17 protein-coding genes are annotated in these 18,536 nt (G+C 71.8%); 4 read left to right on the top strand and 13 right to left on the bottom strand.

Translation table 11 applies throughout. The features are described from left to right. The first annotated feature begins 1 nt into the window (after position 1). The 3 genes from DLJ53_RS19825 to DLJ53_RS19815 are packed head-to-tail and all read left to right on the top strand — an operon-like array spanning position 2 to position 3,120. Positions 2 to 742 (top strand): F0F1 ATP synthase subunit delta, encoded by a 741-nt coding sequence (locus DLJ53_RS19825; protein WP_111348428.1) that lies wholly within the window; start codon positions 2 to 4, stop codon positions 740 to 742. Then, on the top strand, positions 720 to 2,285 hold the full coding sequence (locus DLJ53_RS19820) for a F0F1 ATP synthase subunit alpha (RefSeq protein ID WP_111348426.1): 1,566 nt from the start codon (positions 720 to 722) through the stop codon (positions 2,283 to 2,285). The genes DLJ53_RS19825 and DLJ53_RS19820 overlap by 23 nt, the downstream gene beginning before the upstream one ends. Next, positions 2,278 to 3,120 (top strand): F0F1 ATP synthase subunit gamma, encoded by an 843-nt coding sequence (locus tag DLJ53_RS19815; RefSeq protein ID WP_162409409.1) that lies wholly within the window; start codon positions 2,278 to 2,280, stop codon positions 3,118 to 3,120. The genes DLJ53_RS19820 and DLJ53_RS19815 overlap by 8 nt, the downstream gene beginning before the upstream one ends. 61 nt (positions 3,121 to 3,181) lie before the next feature. Here DLJ53_RS19815 and DLJ53_RS19810 read toward each other — a convergent pair whose 3' ends face one another. From DLJ53_RS19810 to DLJ53_RS19750, 13 genes are all read right to left on the bottom strand, one after another. Beyond that, complete coding sequence (locus tag DLJ53_RS19810; protein ID WP_111348422.1) at positions 3,182 to 3,802, bottom strand: lysozyme inhibitor LprI family protein; 621 nt, start codon at positions 3,800 to 3,802, stop codon at positions 3,182 to 3,184. Between the two features lie 135 nt (positions 3,803 to 3,937). Next, positions 3,938 to 4,360 carry a MarR family winged helix-turn-helix transcriptional regulator gene (locus tag DLJ53_RS19805; protein WP_111348420.1) on the bottom strand — a complete coding sequence of 141 codons (423 nt, stop codon included), beginning with the start codon at positions 4,358 to 4,360 and terminating at the stop codon, positions 3,938 to 3,940. Beyond that, positions 4,357 to 5,058 (bottom strand): ABC transporter ATP-binding protein, encoded by a 702-nt coding sequence (locus DLJ53_RS19800; RefSeq protein ID WP_111348418.1) that lies wholly within the window; start codon positions 5,056 to 5,058, stop codon positions 4,357 to 4,359. Before DLJ53_RS19800 ends, DLJ53_RS19805 begins: the two co-directional genes overlap by 4 nt. A gap of 9 nt (positions 5,059 to 5,067) precedes the next feature. Beyond that, the gene (locus DLJ53_RS19795) at positions 5,068 to 5,676 is read right to left on the bottom strand and encodes a LysE family translocator (protein ID WP_111348416.1); all 609 of its coding nucleotides are present in this window, start codon (positions 5,674 to 5,676) and stop codon (positions 5,068 to 5,070) included. Then, on the bottom strand, positions 5,673 to 6,455 hold the full coding sequence (locus DLJ53_RS19790) for an ABC transporter ATP-binding protein (RefSeq protein WP_111348414.1): 783 nt from the start codon (positions 6,453 to 6,455) through the stop codon (positions 5,673 to 5,675). Before DLJ53_RS19790 ends, DLJ53_RS19795 begins: the two co-directional genes overlap by 4 nt. Next, entirely contained in the window at positions 6,452 to 8,296 is a 1,845-nt protein-coding gene (locus DLJ53_RS19785; RefSeq protein ID WP_211100627.1) for an ABC transporter permease, read from the bottom strand. Before DLJ53_RS19785 ends, DLJ53_RS19790 begins: the two co-directional genes overlap by 4 nt. A 218-nt stretch (positions 8,297 to 8,514) precedes the next feature. Continuing rightward, on the bottom strand, positions 8,515 to 8,943 hold the full coding sequence (locus DLJ53_RS19780) for a GlcG/HbpS family heme-binding protein (protein ID WP_111348412.1): 429 nt from the start codon (positions 8,941 to 8,943) through the stop codon (positions 8,515 to 8,517). A 22-nt stretch (positions 8,944 to 8,965) separates the two neighbouring features. After that, positions 8,966 to 10,189 carry an ABC transporter substrate-binding protein gene (locus DLJ53_RS19775; protein ID WP_111348410.1) on the bottom strand — a complete coding sequence of 408 codons (1,224 nt, stop codon included), beginning with the start codon at positions 10,187 to 10,189 and terminating at the stop codon, positions 8,966 to 8,968. A 136-nt stretch (positions 10,190 to 10,325) separates the two neighbouring features. Next, positions 10,326 to 10,775, bottom strand: coding sequence for a cupin domain-containing protein (locus tag DLJ53_RS19770; protein ID WP_111348408.1), 450 nt, complete (start codon positions 10,773 to 10,775; stop codon positions 10,326 to 10,328). A gap of 5 nt (positions 10,776 to 10,780) precedes the next feature. Next, complete coding sequence (locus tag DLJ53_RS19765; RefSeq protein WP_244935110.1) at positions 10,781 to 11,662, bottom strand: UPF0280 family protein; 882 nt, start codon at positions 11,660 to 11,662, stop codon at positions 10,781 to 10,783. Continuing rightward, the gene (locus tag DLJ53_RS19760) at positions 11,659 to 13,173 is read right to left on the bottom strand and encodes a 6-hydroxynicotinate reductase (protein ID WP_111348402.1); all 1,515 of its coding nucleotides are present in this window, start codon (positions 13,171 to 13,173) and stop codon (positions 11,659 to 11,661) included. Before DLJ53_RS19760 ends, DLJ53_RS19765 begins: the two co-directional genes overlap by 4 nt. Continuing rightward, on the bottom strand, positions 13,170 to 15,917 hold the full coding sequence (locus DLJ53_RS19755) for a molybdopterin-dependent oxidoreductase (protein ID WP_280525517.1): 2,748 nt from the start codon (positions 15,915 to 15,917) through the stop codon (positions 13,170 to 13,172). Before DLJ53_RS19755 ends, DLJ53_RS19760 begins: the two co-directional genes overlap by 4 nt. Further along, the gene (locus tag DLJ53_RS19750; RefSeq protein ID WP_111348400.1) at positions 15,914 to 16,747 is read right to left on the bottom strand and encodes an FAD binding domain-containing protein; all 834 of its coding nucleotides are present in this window, start codon (positions 16,745 to 16,747) and stop codon (positions 15,914 to 15,916) included. Before DLJ53_RS19750 ends, DLJ53_RS19755 begins: the two co-directional genes overlap by 4 nt. Before the next feature lie 222 nt (positions 16,748 to 16,969). Here DLJ53_RS19750 and DLJ53_RS19745 point away from each other — a divergent pair, with 222 nt between their 5' ends. Further along, a complete protein-coding gene (locus tag DLJ53_RS19745) occupies positions 16,970 to 18,514 on the top strand; it encodes an acetolactate synthase large subunit (protein ID WP_111348398.1) in 1,545 nt (514 codons plus the stop codon). The last annotated feature ends 22 nt before the right edge of the window (positions 18,515 to 18,536 follow it).

The following is an 18,536-nucleotide window of genomic DNA, read 5'->3' as shown; positions in this document are numbered from 1 at the left end:
GATGAGCATCGACTGGTGGACGCTGGCGTTTCAGACGATCAACGTCCTCATCCTCGTCGGGCTGCTGGCACGGTTCTTCTTCAGACCGGTGGCGGAGATCGTCGCCAGGCGGAAGGCGGAGATCGCCAGAAGCCTCGATGACGCGAGGACCGCGCGCGAGGAGGCGGACCGGCTGAAGGTCGAGCGCGAGGCGCGGCTCGCCACCGTCGGCCCCGAGCGGGACCGCCTGTTCGCCGCCGCCGAGGCCGAGGCCGAGAAGCACCGTCAGGGCCTCGTCGCCGCGGCGGAGGCGGAGGCGGCGAAGGTGCGGGAGGCCGGCGAGGCCGACGTCGCCCGCGACCGGGCCGCCGCCGAGAGGGCGGTCGCCGGCCACGCGTCGCAGCTCGCCTTCGCCATCGCCCGCCGCCTCGTCGAGCGGATCCCGGCCGAGGCGCTGACGCTCGCCTTCCTCGACGGCCTCGTGGCGCAGGTCGCGGCCCTCCCGGACGACGACCGCCGGCGCCTCGCCGCCGAGGACGTCCATCTCGTCAGCGCGGCGCCGCTCGGCGATGCGGAGCCCGCGGTGCGCGCCGCCCTCGCCGGGGTGCTGGGCGACGGGGTGTCCGTCAGCGTCACCGTCGATCCGGCGCTGATCGCCGGGCTCGAGATCCAGGCCGCGTCGCTGGTGGTGCGCAACTCCTGGCGGGCGGACCTCGAACGCATTCAGAAGGAGGTTTCCAGTGAGCGACGCCACGCAGCTTGACGCCTGGCTCGACACCGCGCGCGCGAAGGTCGAAGCCGCCGACATCGGCGCCTCCGCCGAGGAGGTGGGCCGGGTGGAATCGGCGGCCGACGGCGTCGCCTTCGTCTCCGGCCTCCCCGGGGTGCGGCTCGACGAGCTGGTACGATTCGAGCGCGGCGGGGTGGGCTACGTCTCCTCCCTCAATGCCGATACCGTCGCCTGCGTGCTTCTCGACGACGCGGCGGGCGTTCTCGCCGGCGACCGGGTCACCGGCAGCGGCGAGGTGGTGCGGGTGCCGACGGGGCCGGCGCTTCTCGGCCGCGTCGTCGACCCGCTCGGCCGGCCGCTCGACGGCGGTCCCCCCATCGACGGCGAGGCGCAGGAGCCGGTGGAGCGTCCCGCGCCGCCCATCCAGGCGCGCGACTTCGTGACGGAGCCGGTAAAGACCGGCCTGCTCGTCGTGGACGCGATGTTCGCCCTGGGGCGGGGCCAGCGGGAGCTGATCGTCGGCGACCGCGCGATCGGCAAGACCGCGGTGGGTGTCGACGCGATCATCAACCAGAAGAACACCGACATCATCTCGGTCTACGTCGCGGTGGGGCAGAAGTCGTCCACGGTCGCGCGCGTGATCGAGGCGATCCGTCGCCATGGCGCGCCGGAGCGCACGATCATCGTCGTCGCCTCGCCGTCGAGCGCGCTGGGGCTGCAGTGGATCGCGCCGTTTGCCGCCGCCACGATGGCAGAGCATTTCCGCGACCGGGGCCAGCACGCGCTGATCGTCATCGACGACCTGACCAAGCACGCCGCCACCCACCGGGAGATCGCGCTCATCACCCGCCAGCCGCCCGGCCGCGAGGCGTACCCCGGCGATGTCTTCTACGTCCACGCGAGGCTCCTGGAGCGGGCGGCGAAACTGTCGAAGGAGCACGGCGGCGGCTCGCTGACGGCGCTGCCCATTGCCGAGCTCGATGCCGGCAACCTGTCGGCCTACATCCCGACCAACCTCATCTCGATCACGGACGGGCAGATCGTTCTCGATTCGGCGCTGTTCCAGGCGGGGCAGAAGCCTGCGGTGGACGTCGGGCGCAGCGTCAGCCGCGTCGGCGGCAAGACGCAGGCGCCGGCGCTCCGCAAGGCCGCCAGCATGCTGCGGCTCGACTACGCGCAGTTCCTCGAGATCGAGATGTTCACCCGCTTCGGCGGTGTCACGGACGCGAAGGTGAAGGACCGTATCGCACGCGGACGGCGCATCCGGGCGGTGCTGTCGCAGGACCAGTACGCGCCGTTCCGCCTGGTGGACGAGGTGGCGATGGTGCTTGCCGTGCAGGGCGGCGTCCTCGACCCGCTCCCGGTCGACAAGGTGCCGGCCTTCCGCACCGGCCTGCCCGCGGCGCTGGACCGGGCGGCGGGCGGCGTGGTCGAGAGCGTCGAGGCCACCGGCACGCTGGACGATGCGGGTCGCGAGACGCTGCTGTCGGCGATGACGGCGCTGGTCGCCGACCTCACGCGGTCGACCTCTGAGCCGAGCGCGGCCGAGCCGGCGGGGGCGGCGGACGGTGGCTGACCGGCACGCGGAGATCCAGGCACGGATCGCCAACGTCACCCAGCTTCAGGCGGTGGTGACGGCGATGCGCGGGATCGCCGCCGCACGCGCCCAGCACGGCCGCTCGCTCCTCTCGGCGATCGACGCCTACGGGCGCCTCGTCGGCGGAGCGATCGGCAGGGCCGCGGTCGGCGCCACGGCGGACGAGACGCCCGCCGCGTCCGCGCCGCCCAGAACAGCGCTCGTCGCCTTCTGTGCCGAGGAAGGGTTCGCGGGCGCATTCAGCGAACACATCCTGGACGCGGTCGCGGCGGCGGCACCCGAGGCGCTCATCATCGTCGGCACCCGGGGGGCGGCGATCGCCCGCGAACGCGGCATCGAGCCGACGCACACCGCCGTCATGCCGAGCCATGTCGACGCGCTCCCGGCGCTCGCCACGAGCCTGGTGGACATGGTCTACGAGATGCTGGCGGAGGGGGAGGTCTCCCGCCTCGAGGTGGTGTTCGGACGGCAGGTCTCCGACAGCGCCGTCGCCGCCGAGCGCATCTCCGTCCTCCCGCTCGACACGGCCCGCTTCCGGCCGCAGAAGCGGACCGAGCCGCCGCTGACCACGCTGCCGCCCGCCGTCCTGGTGGAGCGGCTCGCGGCCGAGTACGTCTTCGCCGCGCTCTGCGCGACGGCGATGCACGCCTACGTCGCCGAAAACGATGCGCGGCTGCGGGCGATGGCCGCCGCCCGCAACAACATCGAGCAGCGCCTCACGGACCTCTCGATGACGGAGAAGGCGCTGCGGCAGGAGGAGATCACCTCCGAGATCATCGAGCTGTGTGCCGGCGCGGAGGCCGCACGGAGCTAGCGGAGCCTCGGCGGCGACCCGCCGGATCCGATGGCGAGGGTCAGGTCCGGTGGTCGGGGCGCTACTTCGCGACGGTGCAGTCGTATTCCGTTCCGTCGGGGTCGGCCTCGCGGTACATCGCGTTGTCGCCCTTCATCCAGATGGAGCGGCCGAAGCTTCCATCGTACTTCGCGCCGGACGCCGTGCGCACGATCGTGCCGACGTCCACGGTGTCGCCGCGCTCGAACCGCAGGCTCTCGAGCGGGGTGTGGAAGAACATCGTCACCACCTCGTTGGCGGGGTTGCCGTCGCAGATCCAGGTCACGGTATTGAACGGCTCTTCCAGCATGTAGCGGGCGACGAGCTCGGCCTCGCGCCTGAGGTAGGCGTCCTCGATGCAGGTGTCGGCGTCCTCCGACTTCCAGCAGTCGTCGCGGCCGCCGATCCAGCCGCGTTGCGTGGCGCGAAGCTCGTTCTCCGCCTCCTCCGTCCCGGCGCCGAGCCTGTCGACAACGGTGAGGGCGGCCTCGTAGCGGGCGGCGAGGCGGCGGTCGAGGGCGGCGAGATCGGGGTCCTCGCAGATCAACGTCTCGACCTCGCCGGTCACGCCGGCGCAGTCGAAGGAGGGACCTTCCTCGGCGAGTGCCGGTCCGGCGACGGCGGCGGTCACAAGGGCGGCGAGGAGGGCGAGGGGGCGGGTCATTCGGGTCACGGCGCTCGTTCCGGTGAGGTCTCGTCGCCGCTGCCGGGGGCCGTCAGGGCCTTACCTCGATAGCATGAATCGCCCGCCGGCGGCAGATCCGGCACGGCGCCCGGGACGTCCGGGCGGGCCCGCCGCTCAGGCGAGCTTGCGCAGGAGGCGGACGATGGTCTCCCGCTCGCGCGCGGTCAGCGGCTTCATCGTCTCCTCGGTGATCTCGTGGCCGCGGGCCTGGAGCTGCGGCAGCAGCGCCGCGCCCCGGCTGGACAGCGAGACGATCCGGAGCCGCCCGTCCGACGGGTCCGGCGCGACGACGACGAGGCCCTTGGCGGCGAGGCGGTCCACCACGCCCTTCACGGTCGCCACGTCGAGCGCGGCGAGGCGGCCGAGATGGTTCTGCGAGCTGGGGCCCACCTCGGCGAGGCGGGTCATCAGGCTGAACTGCGTCGGCGTCAGCCCCTCGTCCATCCTGTCCTGAAAGATCGAGGTGTGTCGCTGCGTGGCGAGGCGCATCAGATAGCCGATCTGGTCGTCCAGAACGTACGGCCTGTCGTTCGTCATACGGCCAGGGTCTCGCGTGCAATGTCCGGCTCGGCGTCGAGCGCGGCGAACGCGCCGTCGAAGCGCACCGCACCCTTTTCGATGATGACGGCGCGATCGGCAACCAGCCGGGCGAAATGAAGGTTCTGTTCCGAAAGGAGAACGGCGAGCCCGCTCGACTTCATCTCGAGAATGACCTTCGCCATCTGCTCGACGATGAGCGGCGAGATCCCCTCCGACGGCTCGTCCAGCAGGATGAGGCGCGGGTTGCCGACGAGGGTGCGCGCGATCGTGAGCATCTGCTGCTCGCCGCCGGAGAGACGTCCGGCGGCCGTGGTCCGCCGCTCGGCAAGGTTCGGAAACAGCGTGAAGAGGGCGTCGGCGGTCCACGTCGGGGCATCGTCGCGCGGCGGGCGCCGGCCGACCTCGAGGTTCTCCATCACCGAGAGCTCGCGGAACACGCGCCGGTCCTCCGGCACGAAGCCGAGGCCGAGGCGGCAGGCGCGGTATGGCGGCCAGCCGGTGATGTTCGTGCCGTCGAAGCGCACGGTGCCGGAGCGCGGGCGCGTCAGCCCCATGACGGAGCGGATGGTGGTGGACTTGCCCGCCCCGTTGCGGCCGAGCAGAGCCACCACCTCATGCGGGCCGACACCGAACGTCACGTCGTGCAGGATGTGCGCGCCGCCGTAGAACGTGTTGACGGCTTCGAGATCGAGCATGCGGCGGCTCTATCGCTGCGCGAGGGCGAGCTGCAGGCCGAGGGCGGCGAACGTCCCCGCGAACACCCGCCGCAGCCACTTCATGACGCCCGGACGCTCCAGAACCGCCGTGCGGGCCGCCGCGGCGAGGGCGCCGTAGAGGACGAAGACGACGAAGGTCATGGCCATGAAGGTGAGGGCGAGGGGGACCATGGCGAGCGTCGGGTTCGTGCTGTCCGCCGGCACGAACTGCGGCAGGAAGGCAAGGAAGAAGATCGAGAGCTTCGGGTTCAGCACGTTGAGGAGGATCGCGTCGCGGATGGTGCGGGCGGCGGAGACGGTCTCGCGCCGCTCCACCCGCAGCATGTCGCCGGAGCGCAGCACGCCCCACGCCATGTAGAGGAGGTAGAGCGCGCCGGCGAACTTGAGCACCTGGAAGGCGACGGCGCTGGTATGGAGGACGGCGGCGAGGCCGACGAGGCTCGCCAGAATCTGCGGCACGATCCCGAGGGTGCACCCGAACGCCGCGACGACGCTGGCGGAAAAGCCCCGGCCCAATCCGACGGCCACGGTGTAGATCACTCCGGTGCCCGGCATCAGCACGACGACGAGCGACATGGCGAGGAATTCGAGGCTCACGGCGTGGCTCCTGGTTGCGGCGGGGTGGAGGACATCAGCGTGCCGCCCCCAAGGTACACGTCCTGTACCGTCCGGTTGGCGCGAATTTCGGGTCCGGTGCCTTCCGCGATCAACTCGCCGCGATTGAGCACGAGGATCCGGTGCGCGTGGGCGAAGACGACGTCCATGTCGTGCTCGGTGAAGAGCACGCTCACGCCTTCCGAGGCGACGATCTCGCCCGTCAGCGCCATCAGCGCGGTGCGCTCGGCCGGTGCCATGCCGGCGGTGGGCTCGTCCATCAGGAGCACCTTGGGCCGGTGGGCGAGGGCGACGGCGAGTTCGAGGCGCTTCAGGTCGCCGTAGGCGAGCGTGTTGGCGCCGCGCTCGGCGTGCTGGAGCATGCCGACGCGGTCGAGCAGAGCGTCGGCTTCGGCGCGGTAGAGGCGCGTCGCCCGCGCGAACATGCTGAGGGTGCGGCGGTGGTGCGAGATGAGCGCCATCTGCACGTTCTCGGCGACCGTCATGGAGGCGAAGGTCTGCGTGATCTGGAACGTGCGGCCGACGCCGAGCCGCCAGACCGCGCGCGGCGGCATCCCGGTGATGGTCCGCCCCTCCAGCGCGACGGTGCCGGAATCGGGGCGGATGTAGCCGTTCAGCATGTTGAAGCAGGTCGTCTTGCCCGCCCCATTGGGGCCGATCAGCGCCAGGAACTCGCCGGAGCCGAGCGCGAAGGTGACGTCCGAGACCGCGAGGAGGCCGCCGAAGCGCTTGGTGAGGCCGGTGACGGTGAGGACGCTCATGCCGTCCTCCCGGGGCGGACGAGGGCGACGGCCCGGCCGAGGAACCCGGCGATCCCGTCAGGGGCGAGGAGCACGATGGCGAGGATGATGCCGCCGAAGATCGCGCGCCAGTAGTCGAGCCGGGTCACCCAGTCCTCGATCAGGACGAAGGCCGCGGCGCCGAAGAGCGGGCCGAGGAGGGACTGCACGCCGCCCAGCAGCACCATGATGAGCCCGTCCACCGACTGCCCGATGGCGAGCGTGTCGGGAAAGACGCTGCCCTTCGAGAAGGCGAACACCGCGCCCGCGACGCCCGCGAGCGCGCCGGCGAGGATGAAGCCCAGCCACTGGTGCGTGCGCAGGTCGATGCCGATCGCCTCCGCCCGCGGCGCCGAGTCGCGTCCGCCGCGCAGCACGTAGCCGAACGGGGAGTGGGCGATGCGGCGGATGACGAGGATCCCCGCGCCGCAGAGGACGAGGGCGAGGTAGAAGTAGACGGTCCGGTCGGACGCCCATCGTGCCGGCCAGACGCCGAGGATGCCGTCGTCGCCACCCGTGACGCCCTGCCACTGGAAGGTGACGCCCCACAGGATCTGCGCCGCGGCGAGCGTCAGCATCGCGAGGTAGACGCCCGAGAGACGCACGCAGAACCAGCCGAACACCAGCGCGCCGAGGGCCGCGACGACGGGGGCGAACGCCATCGCCGCCAGCATCGGCAGTCCGAGGGCCTTGACCGCGAGCGCCGCCGCGTAGGCGCCGAGGCCGAAGTAGGCCGCGTGGCCGAACGAGACCATGCCGCCGATCCCCATGAGGAAATGGAGGCTCGCCGCGAACAGCATCGCGACGAGGAGGTCGATCGCGAGCACCAGCAGGAAGCCGTCGTCGAACATCGGCAGCATCGCGGCCGCCACCACGGCGACCGCGAAGAGCGCGGCGCCGGCGGGCGGGAGGGCCCGCAGCGGCGCCTCCGGCACGGTGGCGCCGTGCGCGGAGGCGGGCGTCCCGAAGAGGCCGTAGGGCCGCACGATGAGGACGATCGCCATCACCAGGAAGGGCAGGATCAGCGAGATCTGCGGGAAGACCAGCACCCCGAAGGCGTTGGCCACGGAGATGATGACGGCGGCGACGAACGCGCCGGTCACCGACCCCATCCCGCCGATCACGACGACGACGAATGCCTCGCCGATGATGTTGAGGTCCATGAGGAGGTTGACCGACTCGCGCGGCACCTGCAGCGCCCCGCCGAGCCCGGCCAGGAACGAGCCGACCATGAAGGCCGAGGTGAACAGGAAGCGCTGGTTGACGCCGAGCGCGCCGACCATCTCGCGGTCCTGCGTCGCCGCCCGCACGAGGATGCCCCAGCGTGTGCGCTGGAACAGGAGCCAGATCAGCCCCAGCACCACCGGGCCGATGACGATGAGGGCGAGGTCATACTCGGGGATCGGCTCGCCGAAGATCCGCACCGCGCGGTCGAGGAGCGGCGCGCGGGGGCCGAGGAGGTCCTCCGAGCCCCACACGTGGAGCGCGACGTCCTGCACCACCAGGACGACGCCGAAGGTGGCGACGAGCTGGAAGAGCTCGGGCGAGTTGTAGATGCGGCGCAGGATGAGGATCTCGATCACCGCGCCGATCAGCGCCGTCGCGACGGCGGCGAGGAGGACGCCGGTCCAGAAGCCGACGACCCCCGGCAAGGTCGTCACCAGCGTGTAGGCGATGTACGCGCCGAGCATGTAGAGCGAGCCGTGCGCGAAGTTCACCACGCGCGTCACGCCGAAGATGATCGACAGCCCCGAGGCGATGAGGAAAAGCGAAGACGCGTTCGCGAGCCCGGTCAGGAGCTGGGCGAAGTAGAAGCCCATCATTGAGGCGTTGACGCTCCTTGGGTCGTGACGTCGGGTGTCGAGACGGGCGGGGACGCGGCCGGCATCAGGCTGCCGGCCGCGATGCGAGGAGGCGCAGGCCGAACGCACCGGCGGGGCCGAGCGTCACCTCATTCGGACGGCGGCGCGCGCTCCCTTGCCGGCGCGCCGGGCGAGGGGCGCCCGGCGCGGTCCGGGAACGGGAGTGCGCCGCAGGCACGTCAGGCCTCCGCCGTGAGGCTTACCGCCTCGATGCCGGCGATGGCGACGGAGGCATCGTCCTCGGGCATGCCGCCCGAGACGCCGACCGATCCGAGCACCGCGCCGTCCGCGTCGCGCACGAGGACGCCGCCCGGCACCGGGACGAATGCCCCGCCGAAGACGCCGTTGGCAGCGCCCATGAGGACGGGGAAGCGCTCCGAGAGCGCCGCCTGCGCTCGGCCCGGGAGCTGAAGCATGGCGGTACCGTAGGCCTTGCCGTGGGCGAGGTTGTAGCGGCCGGGCGCGGCGCCGTCCTCCCGCTGGAAGGCGATCGGCGCGCCGCCGGTGTCGAGGACGACCATGGCCATCGGCCGGAGCCCCTCGGTGCGGGCGTGCGCGAAGCCCGCGGCGATCATCCGCGTCGCGAGCTCGAGTGTGAGAACCGTCATGGCAGGGTCCGACCCGCGTCGCCTACTGGCGGTCCGGACGCAGCGTCAGCGCGTCGGCCTCGGACGGCAGGTAGTCCTCGCCCGGCGCGTAGTGCCAGTCGACCATGCGCGGCTTGCCGTCGACGAGACCGGTCTTGCCGACGTAAGCGCCCATCGTCGCCTGGTTGTCGACCGGACGGTAGAGGAACTCGCCGGTCGGGCTCTCCACGCGCAGCCCCTCCATGGTGTCGAGCAGCGCTTCGGTCTCAAGCGTCGGCGCCTCGGAAAGGAGCGTCTTGATCGTCATCATGGAGTTGTAGCCGACGATCGAGCCGGTCTTCGGCTCCTCGCCCCACTTGGCCTGATAGGCGTCGGCGAAGGCCTTGTGCTCGGGCGTGTCGATGTCGAAACCAGGGTAGCCGGTGACGATCCAGCCCTCGGGCGCCTCGCTGCCGAGCGGCTCGAGGTATTCAGGCTCGCCCGACAGCAGCGAGACGACGACGCGGTCGTCGAAGAGGCCGCGAAGCGAACCCTCGCGCACGAACTTGGCGAGGTCGCCGCCGAAGGTGACGTTGAAGATGCCGTCCGGCTTGGCCTGCTCCAGCGCGCGCACGGTGGAGCCGGCGTCGATCTTGAAGAGCGCGGGCCACTGCTCCTCGACGAACTCGACCTCGGGCTTCAGCTTCGTCAGCTCGCGCTTGAAGGCCTCCACGGCGTCGGTGCCGTAGGCGTAGTTGGGCGCGATGGTCACCCATTTCACGGCGTCGGTCTTGGCGGCCTGCTCGGCGAGCATGGAAGCCTGCATCGAGGTGCCGGGACGGAGGCGATAGGTGTAGCGGTTGCCCTTGGACCAGATGATCGCGTCGGTCAGCGGCTCGGACGCGATGAACAGCGTCTGGCTCTGGTTCGCGAAATCCGACACCGCGAGGCCGATGTTGGACAGGAAGGTGCCGAAGATCAGCGTGACGTGGTCGCGGTTGACGAGCTCGTCGGCGATGCGGATGGCGGTCGCCGGATCGCCGGTGTCGTCGCGGGACAGGACCTCGAGCGGGCGTCCCTTGACGCCGCCGGCCTCGTTGATCTGCTCCAGGGCGAGCTCCCAGCCTTTGCGGTAGGGCTCGGTGAAGGCCGCCATGCGGGTGTAGGAATTGATCTCACCAATCTTGATCGGGGCACCGTCCTGCGCGAAGGCGGCCGGCGTGAACGGAGCTGCGGTGAGGGCGAGCGCGGCAATGCCTGCGCGTAGGGATGCGCGACGCGTGAGCATGGGAGTCCTCTCGTCGGATCGGCGAAGGCGGTCTTCGCCGTTTGCCGAAAGTCTTAAACGGTTGATCCCGCACCACAAGGGGCGCGCACGCCGCTGTCGCGCGGCATGACCGCGCCAGCCGGTGTCGTTCCGCCGTTCAGACCGCCGTGTCCGCCGGCACGGCCGGCGACACCGAGAGGTCGAGGCCGGGCGGTGCGTCGAGGTTCGTCTGGATGCGCCGGGGGCTGAGGTGGATGTCGGTCGTGGCGAGGCGGCTGGGACCGAGGTTGCGGAAGGTATGCGGCACGTCCGCGGGTCCGAACAGCACGTCCCCCGGCCCGGCTTCGACGACCGTGTCGCCGATGAAGAAGCGGGCGCGGCCCTCCCTTACGATGAAGATCTCGCCGTACGGGTGCACGTGGTAGGCCGGTCCGTCGCCGACCTTGTCGGTGGCGTAGAAGAGCACGGTGACGTCGGTGCCGAGCGCCTCCCCGGGGATCTCGCCGCGCCAGGCGGGGTCCGTCGCGATGGTCTCCGGCGACCAGCCCGGCCGGCCCCAGTCGGCGATGTTGACCTTCCTGGGGACGAAGCCGTCCGCGCCGCTCATCGCGCTCAGTCCTCCTGGTCGTGATCGTCCGGCGCGGTGTCGCGGCTGATCGAATCACCCCAGCCGAGCGAGCGGGCCTGACCCTGCAGGTAGAAGGCGACGCCGCGGATCGTTCCGTCGGCGAGCATCTTGCGCGCGAGGCGGGCGCCGCGGCCGATGGCGAGCGTCTTCTCCGCCTCGGTGAGGGTGCCGCAGCCGGTGGTGACGAGGCGCGAGCCGAGGTCGGAGTCCGGGTCGAGCGACTCGGCCGGCGCGCGCTCGATCGCCGGGTGGCCGGGGAGGTCGACCGCGTTGGCGAGCAGCGTGGCGGCGGCGTCCGCCTCAGCGGCGGAGGCGGCGAGCACGGTCACCGAATCGGCGATCCCCAGCGAGAGGCTGCGGCCGGACCGGCCGGAGGTGGCGATCCCGCCGATCCCGTCCCCCGCCTTCAGCTTCACGGTGCCGAGGTGGGTGTTGTCGTGCGCGGAGATCTTGGCATGCGCCATCTGCCCGCCCGAAAGGTGCACCGCGATGTCGCCGCCGTTGTTGACGAAGGCGCGCGTCAGCGGGGCGGACGCGGTCATGGTGTCGAGGATCTCGTCGGCGACGGCGCCGGCGACGGCCGCCATCGGAGTGATGAAGGTGTCGGCGGCGTGGACGCGGACCGCGGCCGCCATCCGGGAGGCGACGAGGCCCTCCATTTCGGTGTCGGTGCTGGCGGGGCGGCGCAGCTCGTTGAGCTCCTCCACGATCTCCGTCAGCACGGTCGCGAAGCGTCCGGCGGCGGCTGTGAAGGCGGTTTCGACGGCGGTTTCACTGCCGTCCGCGGAAACGATGACGTCGATAGGGCCGTGCTGAAGGTGGAGGCGGCCGTCGGGAAGGAGCGCTGCAGTCGGGTCGGTCATCATGCGGCCTTTCCTCGTTTACTGGCGGAACGGCTGGTGCCGTTCGGCACTGTGCGAAGGCCCTTGGCCTCCGCCTCACGGATAACATCGGCCATGTCGCGCACCTCGTCCACATGTCCGCCCAGCGCCGCATAGTCGGCTGCCGACATTGTGAACTCGATCGGCGCGACGAGCGCCGGGGTCGGCACGGAGCCGAACGCGTTGGTGGGCATGTCCATCACGTCGACCATGAACGTGATCCCACCGCCCGGCCAAAGGTAGGCCGGGGCGCCCCCACATGTCACGCGCGTTAGCGCGTCGCGGACGGATCGGGTGAGGGCGATGGGGTTTTGCGTCACACCAGCCCGCAGCGAGCCGCCCGCGCCGCCCATGAACAGGACCGACGCGACCGCCGGCTCGCAGTTCTCCGCGATGCGCTCCACCACCGCGTGCAGCGGTCCCGGCAGTGGCGCCGGCTGCGGTACGAGGCCCTCGTCGAGAACGAAGTAGGCCCACTGCTCGCCGGTCGTGGAGACCATGAGCAGCGTCATTCCGGGGCGGGCGCGCCTGGGGTCGAAGGGGCCGAGGATCGACAGCGGGTCGGTGACGTTGGTGCCGCCCCAGTCCGTGCCCGGGTCGGCGACCTGGAAGTAGCGCCCGGGGGTGGAGCGGCGTCCCTTGATCCTGATGCCGCTCGGCTCCATCCCCAGCAGCCGGCCGGACTGGTGCTCGGAGAGGACGCCGGTGATGTGGTCGTCGACCACCACCACCTCGTCGACGAGGCCGTGCCACTGCATGGCGAACATGCCGATGGTGGCCGAGCCGCAGCCGACGCGCATCCGCGCCTCCGTGACACCGTTGACGATGGGCGCCTGCCCCGCGGTGATGACGAGCTCCGCCCCGTCGTCGACGGACATTTCAACCGGCTCGCGGTTGCACAGCGACAGCAGCGCCTCGCAGGTGACGCGGCCCTCCTTCTTGGTGCCGCCGGTCAGATGCTCCACCCCGCCGAGCGAGAGCATCTTCGACCCGTACTCGCCGGTGGTGACGTGGCCGATGGGCTCGCCCGCGACCCGCACGAACGCCCGCTCCGGGCCGATGTGGCGGTCGGTGTCGATCTTCACCTTGGCGCCGCAGTAGCTGAAGATCCCCTCCGTCACGACCGTCACCATGTCCACGCCGCCGAGCGGCTGGCTGATGATGAAGGGGGCGGGCTTGTAGTCCGGGTAGGTGGTCCCCGCGCCGATGGCGGTCACGAAGGTGCGGCCGTTGCCGAGGACGTCGCCGTCCCAGTCGTCCGGCCCGCCGGCGCCCTCCGGCAGGAAGGGGACGAGCTTGTCGGTCCCGGCCTTGATGATGGTGAGGGGGTCGAGGCGCACGAGCTCGCCGTGACGGTTGGCGTAGCGGTCGCACGCCCCGGTGCGTCCGTCGGCGATGTAGCAGAGCACCGGGCAGGCGTCGCAGCGGATCTTCTCGGCGCCGGGGGGCGGCAGGATCTCGGGCGACGCGGATTCGGATGACGGTGTGTCGGTCATGGGGCGGCCTTTGCGGCGCGGATCGCCGCGAGCACCCGGTCGGGCGTCGCCGGCACGGCCGTGAGGCGCGCGCCCGACGCGTGGCGGATGGCGTTGAGGATCGCAGGGGCGGTGGGGATGAGGGCGTGCTCGCCGAGGCCCTTCGCGCCGTAGGGGCCGTGCGCGTCCGGTTCCTCGACGATGAGCGTCTCGATGGGCGGAATGTCGCCGATGGTCGGGATCAGGTAGTCGTGCAGGTTCTCGGTACGGCCGGGGATGTACTCCTCCATGAGGGCCATCCCGGCGCCCTGGGCGACACCGCCATGGATCTGGCCGTCCACCAGCACGGGGTTGATGGCCCGGCCGACGTCGTGCGCGGCGGTGACCTTCACGAGCGTCACGGTGCCGAGCTCCATGTCGACGTCGAGCTCCACCATGTGCGCCGCGTAGCCGTAGACGGCGTAGGGCGCGCCCTGGCCGTTCGCATCGAGGGGGGCGGTCGGCGGGTCGTAGCTCTCCGCCGCCTCGAGGGCGTACGGGCCGCTCGCCGTGAGCTCCAGCCGCTGGCGCCGCTCGCCGTCCTCGACGACGAGGCCGTCGCCGGTGTGGATCACCGCGTCGGGACCGGCATTGGCGAGGCGCAGGATCTCGGCCCGCAGTGCCTCGGCGGTGAGGCGCGCCGCATTGCCTGAGACGAACGTCTGGCGCGAGGCGGAGGTCTTGCCGGCGTCCGGCGTGACGTCCGTGTCCGGGCCGACGATCTCGACCGCCGAAAGCGGCACCCCGAGCGTCGTCGCGAAGATCTGCGCGATCACCGTGTTCGCGCCTTGGCCGATGTCGACGGCGCCCTGGTGGAGCACGATGCCGCCGTCCGCGCGGACACCGGCGCGGATGGTCGACGGGTTCGGCATCGAGGTGTTGCCGCAGCCGTACCAGCCGGCCGCGACGCCGACGCCCCGGCGCACGGCACCGCCGGCGACGTTGGCCGCATCCGCGCCCGCGAGTGCGCGGGCCCAGTGCGGGGAGATGGCCTCGAAGCAGGCGCCGATGCCGACGCCCTGCGTGAACACCTGGCCGCACACGGTGGGCGTCCCGTTGGCGAGCGCGTTGCGTTGGCGGAAGGCGAGGCGGTCCATGCCGAGCGCCATCGCGAGGTCGTCGAACAGCACCTCCTGCGCGATCGCCGACTGCGGCACGCCGAAGCCGCGGAACGCGCCTGAGGGCGGGTTGTGCGTGTGGACCGCGCGGCTCGTCGCGCGGTAGTCGGCGATCCGGTAGGGGCCGGAGGCGTGGACGGGGACGCGGTTCGCCACCGTCGGGCCCCAGCTCGCGTAGGCGCCGGTGTCGAAGGTCCCGGCGAAGTCGAAGCCGCAGATCGTGCCGTCTGCGGTGGCGCCGATCCGGCAGCGGATGTCGGAGGGGTGCCGCTTGGTGGTCGACTGCATCGACTCGGTGCGGCTGTAGGCGCAGCGGACCGGCCGGCCGGTCTTGAGCGCGGCGAGCGCCAGGAACGGCTGCACCGAGAGGTCGAGCTTCGATCCGAAACCGCCGCCGCATGCGGTCGGCACGATCCGCACCGCCTCCGGCTCGACGCCGAGGATCCCGGCGAGGCCGTCGCGGTCCATGACCGGCGCCTGCGTCGAGGCGTGCACCTCGACGCGCCCGGCGACGACCTCTGCGTACCCCGCCTCGGGCTCGATGTAGGCGTGCTCCACGAACGGGGACCGGAAGCGGCCTTCCGCCACGATGGCGGCGCGGGCCAGTGCCGCCTCGGCGTCGCCCTTCCGCACCAGCCCCTCGCACATCAGGTTGCCGGCGCGCCCCGCATGCAGCACGGCGGCGTCCGCCGCCTCGGCCTCGGCGGGCGAGGTGGCGGCGGGGAGCGGCTCGAAGCGGACCGGGAACGTCGACGCGTCGAGCGCGGCGATGACGTCCGGATCGCCGACGACGGCGGCGACCGCCTCGCCCCGGTAGCGCGCCTCGCCGACGGCGAAGACCGGCTGGTCGGCGAACGCCGGAATGACGCCGAAGCGGTTGGCGCCCGGAACGTCGTCCGCCGTCAGAACCGCGGCGATGCCGGTGCCGGCCGCGAAGGCGGCGAGGTCGCCGAAGACGATGCGGGCGCGCGGGTGAGGCGAGCGGATCACCCGGAGCGCCAGCGCGTCGGCCGGTGCGACGTCGTCCCCGAAGCGCTCGGTGCCGTGAACCTTGGCGCGGCCGTCGATGCGGGGGACCCCGGTGCCGATCGTGTCGTCCGCCGGAACGTCCCGAACAGTGCCGAGGACGGCGTCGATGATCGCGCGGTAGCCGGTGCAGCGGCAGAGGACGCCGCCGAGCGCATCCTTCACCTCCGCCTCGCTCGGCTGCGCGTTGCGGCGCAGGAGGGCGGCGGCGCTCACCAGCATCCCCGGTGTGCAGATCCCGCATTGGGCGGCATTGTTGCGATGAAAGGCGTCGGCGAGGCGCTGCATCGCGGGTTCCGCGCGGAGGCCCGCGAGCGAGGTCACGTCGCGACCGTCCGCCTGCGTGCTGGCGACGAGGCAGGCGCACACCGGCTCGCCGTCGACGAGGACCGTGCAGGCCCCGCAGTCGCCCGCGTTGCAGCCGACCTTCACGTCGAGCGCGCCCAGCGCGCGCAGCGTGTCGGAGAGCCGCTCGCCCTCGCGCGGGGCGTAGTCGACGCGCTCTCCGTTCAGCACGAGCGACGACGCGGGTTCTTCGCGGTCGGGCGGTCGGGCGGCGATCTTCGCCGGGACGACGTTCACGGGAGCCTCCCGGCCGCGTCCGCCAGCGCGCGGCGCACGAGCACGAGCGCCGCGTCCATCCGGTAGGCGGAGCTCGCGCGCACGTCGTCGATGGGCGACAGCGGAGCGAGGTGGTCCGCTGCCGGGATCGCGGCCACGTCGGCGAGGGGGCGGCCGACGAGGCTCGCCTCCAGCGCGCCGAGCCGCACGGCGACCGGGGAGCAGGCGCCGACCGCGACGCGCGCGGCGGTCACGACCCCGTCCTCGGCGGCGAGGACAACGGCCACCATGGCGATGGAGATCACCAGATAGTGCCGGCTGCCGAGCTTGGAGAAGACGCTGACCGCCCCGTCCGGCTGTGGCGGCACGATGATCGCGGAGACGATCTCGCCGGGGTCCAGCGCGGTCCGTCGGGGGCCGAGGATGAACGATGCGACGGGCAGCCGCCGCCGGCCGGCGGGCGAGGCGGTCTCGACCACGGCGTCGAGGGCGATCAGCGCCGGAACCCCGTCGGCCGCGGGGGAGGCGTTGCAGAGATTGCCGGCGAGCGTCGCGCGGTTCTGGATCTGGATCGAGCCGACCTGCCGGGCTGCGGCCTTCAGGGCGTCGAACACGGGGGGCAGGTGAGCGTCCGCCAGAGCCGACCAGGTCACGCCCGCGCCGATGCGCCAGCCCGCGTCCGTGGTCTCGATCGCGGCGAGGTCGGCGACGCCGGAAAGGTCGAGGACGGGGCCGGAGAGGCGGGGCCCGGTGGCGGCGAGAAGATCCGTGCCGCCTGCGAGGATCCGCGCGGGGCCTGCCGCCAGAGCGGTCAGCGCGTCGTCCAGGGTCAGAGGCCTCGCCGGTGCCATAATGGTTCCCCAGCTCGTTGGTATGCGAACGGTATCCGTCTCTTCGAGGATGTCAAATCTTTAGGCGTGCCCGCGAAATGTGCGGGGCAGGTTCCCGCTCCCTTCCGGGTCGAGCGTTGGAGTTGCCAAACATCGTTTTGGTTGGAAGGATTGTAACACGCGCCATTCCCGGCTGCGGCCATCGCCTTTCCCCGCGATGGCGATCCTCACGATGGAGTGGCTATGAACGGCGCAGAAAGCCTGGTGCGCACCCTTTCCGCGGGGGGTGTCGAGGTTTGTTTTGCGAACCCCGGCACGTCGGAAATGCAGTTCGTCGACGCGCTCGACCGCACCCGCCTGATTCGATGCGTTCTCGGGCTCTTCGAAGGTGTTGTGACCGGTGCCGCCGACGGCTACGCCCGCATGGCCGGCAAGCCCGCGGTGACGCTCCTGCACCTCGCCCCGGGGCTCGCGAACGCCTCGGCGAACCTCCACAACGCCCGCAAGGCGCGCACGCCGATGGTCAACCTCGTCGGTGACCACGCGCTGCGCCACCAGGCCTACGACGCGCCGCTCACGGCGGACGTCGAGGGTGCGGCGCTCCCCTTCAGCGACTTCGTGCGCGTCACCCGCTCGGCGGCCGAGATCGGCGCCGACGGGGCCGAGACGCTCGCCGCCGCGATGAGCGCCCCCGGCAAGGTCGCCACCCTCATCGCCCCGTCCGACACCGGGTGGGACGAGGGCGGCGTCGTCGCCGAGCCGCGCCGGCCGCAGGGACCCGCGCCCATCGAGCCCGCGGCGCTCGACGCCGCCGTCGCCGCGCTCGGCCACGGCAAGGAGACGCTGATCCTCGCCGGCGGCTCGGTGCTGGAGCAGCCGGAGCTGACGTCGCTGCTCCTCGGCATCGCCGAGAAGACCGGCTGCACCATCGCGGTCCCGCCGGCGAACCGCCGCCTCGAGCGTGGCGCGGGACGGGCGAACTTCGCCAAGGTGCCGTTCGCGGTCGACCTCGCGGTGGAGATGCTGAAGGGTTTCCGGCACGCGATCCTCATCGAGGCGCGCCAGCCCGTCGCCTTCTTCGCCTACCCGGGCAAGCCGTCCGTGCTGCTGCCGGACGAGTGCGCCCGCCTGACCCTCGCCGATCTCCACGACGACGGTCCGGAGGCGGTGCGGGCGCTCGCCGACCGCGTCGGCGCCAAGCCGGCGACGCCGGTGGACGCGCCGCGCCCGATCCGCCCGCAGCGGGTGCCGATCGACTACCGCTCGCTGGAGATGGCGATCGCCGCCGCGCTGCCCGAGGATGTCATCGTCATGGACGAGGGGCTGACGGCGGGACGCGGCATCTACGACGCGACTGCCGGCGCGCCGCCGATGAGCTGGATCGCGATTACCGGCGGATCGATCGGCATCGGCCCGCCGCTCGCGACCGGCGCCGCCATCGCCTGTCCGGACCGGCCGGTGGTGGCGCTGCAGGCGGACGGCTCGGCGATGTACACCATCCAGGGCCTCTGGACCCAGGCGCGCGAGAACCTCAACGTGACGACGGTGATCTTCGCCAACGGCACCTACGAGCTCCTGAAGCAGGAGCTGGTGCGCGTCGGCGCGAACCCCGGCCGCAGTGCTCTCGACATGCTCGAGATCAACCGGCCGGCGCTCGACTTCGTCTCCATCGCCAAGGGGATGGGCGTGCCGGGCCGGCGCGTCGAGGACGCCGCGACGCTCTGCCAGGCGATCCGTGACGCGGTGAAGGAGCCGGGGCCGAAGCTGATCGAGGCGATCATCGACTGAGCCGCGTCCCCCGAAGCCCGGA

Origin of the sequence: Acuticoccus sediminis, from assembly GCF_003258595.1 — a bacterium.
GTDB classification, from domain to species: domain Bacteria; phylum Pseudomonadota; class Alphaproteobacteria; order Rhizobiales; family Amorphaceae; genus Acuticoccus; species Acuticoccus sediminis.
Note: the sequence above shows the minus strand (reverse complement) of the source record. Positions and strands in the feature narration are given on the sequence as shown.

Bases quoted from the DNA above. Each gene is read 5' to 3' on its own strand.
- DLJ53_RS19770 (WP_111348408.1), bottom strand. From the start codon at position 10,775: ATGAGCGGCGCGGACGGCTTCGTCCCCAGGAAGGTCAACATCGCCGAC.
- DLJ53_RS19775 (WP_111348410.1), bottom strand. From the start codon at position 10,189: ATGCTCACGCGTCGCGCATCCCTACGCGCAGGCATTGCCGCGCTCGCC.
- DLJ53_RS19785 (WP_211100627.1), bottom strand. From the start codon at position 8,296: ATGATGGGCTTCTACTTCGCCCAGCTCCTGACCGGGCTCGCGAACGCG.
- DLJ53_RS19805 (WP_111348420.1), bottom strand. From the start codon at position 4,360: ATGACGAACGACAGGCCGTACGTTCTGGACGACCAGATCGGCTATCTG.
- DLJ53_RS19810 (WP_111348422.1), bottom strand. From the start codon at position 3,802: ATGACCCGCCCCCTCGCCCTCCTCGCCGCCCTTGTGACCGCCGCCGTC.
- DLJ53_RS19750 (WP_111348400.1), bottom strand. From the start codon at position 16,747: ATGGCACCGGCGAGGCCTCTGACCCTGGACGACGCGCTGACCGCTCTG.
- DLJ53_RS19800 (WP_111348418.1), bottom strand. From the start codon at position 5,058: ATGCTCGATCTCGAAGCCGTCAACACGTTCTACGGCGGCGCGCACATC.
- DLJ53_RS19790 (WP_111348414.1), bottom strand. From the start codon at position 6,455: ATGAGCGTCCTCACCGTCACCGGCCTCACCAAGCGCTTCGGCGGCCTC.
- DLJ53_RS19760 (WP_111348402.1), bottom strand. From the start codon at position 13,173: ATGACCGACACACCGTCATCCGAATCCGCGTCGCCCGAGATCCTGCCG.
- DLJ53_RS19765 (WP_244935110.1), bottom strand. From the start codon at position 11,662: ATGATGACCGACCCGACTGCAGCGCTCCTTCCCGACGGCCGCCTCCAC.
- DLJ53_RS19825 (WP_111348428.1), top strand. From the start codon at position 2: ATGAGCATCGACTGGTGGACGCTGGCGTTTCAGACGATCAACGTCCTC.
- DLJ53_RS19780 (WP_111348412.1), bottom strand. From the start codon at position 8,943: ATGACGGTTCTCACACTCGAGCTCGCGACGCGGATGATCGCCGCGGGC.
- DLJ53_RS19745 (WP_111348398.1), top strand. From the start codon at position 16,970: ATGAACGGCGCAGAAAGCCTGGTGCGCACCCTTTCCGCGGGGGGTGTC.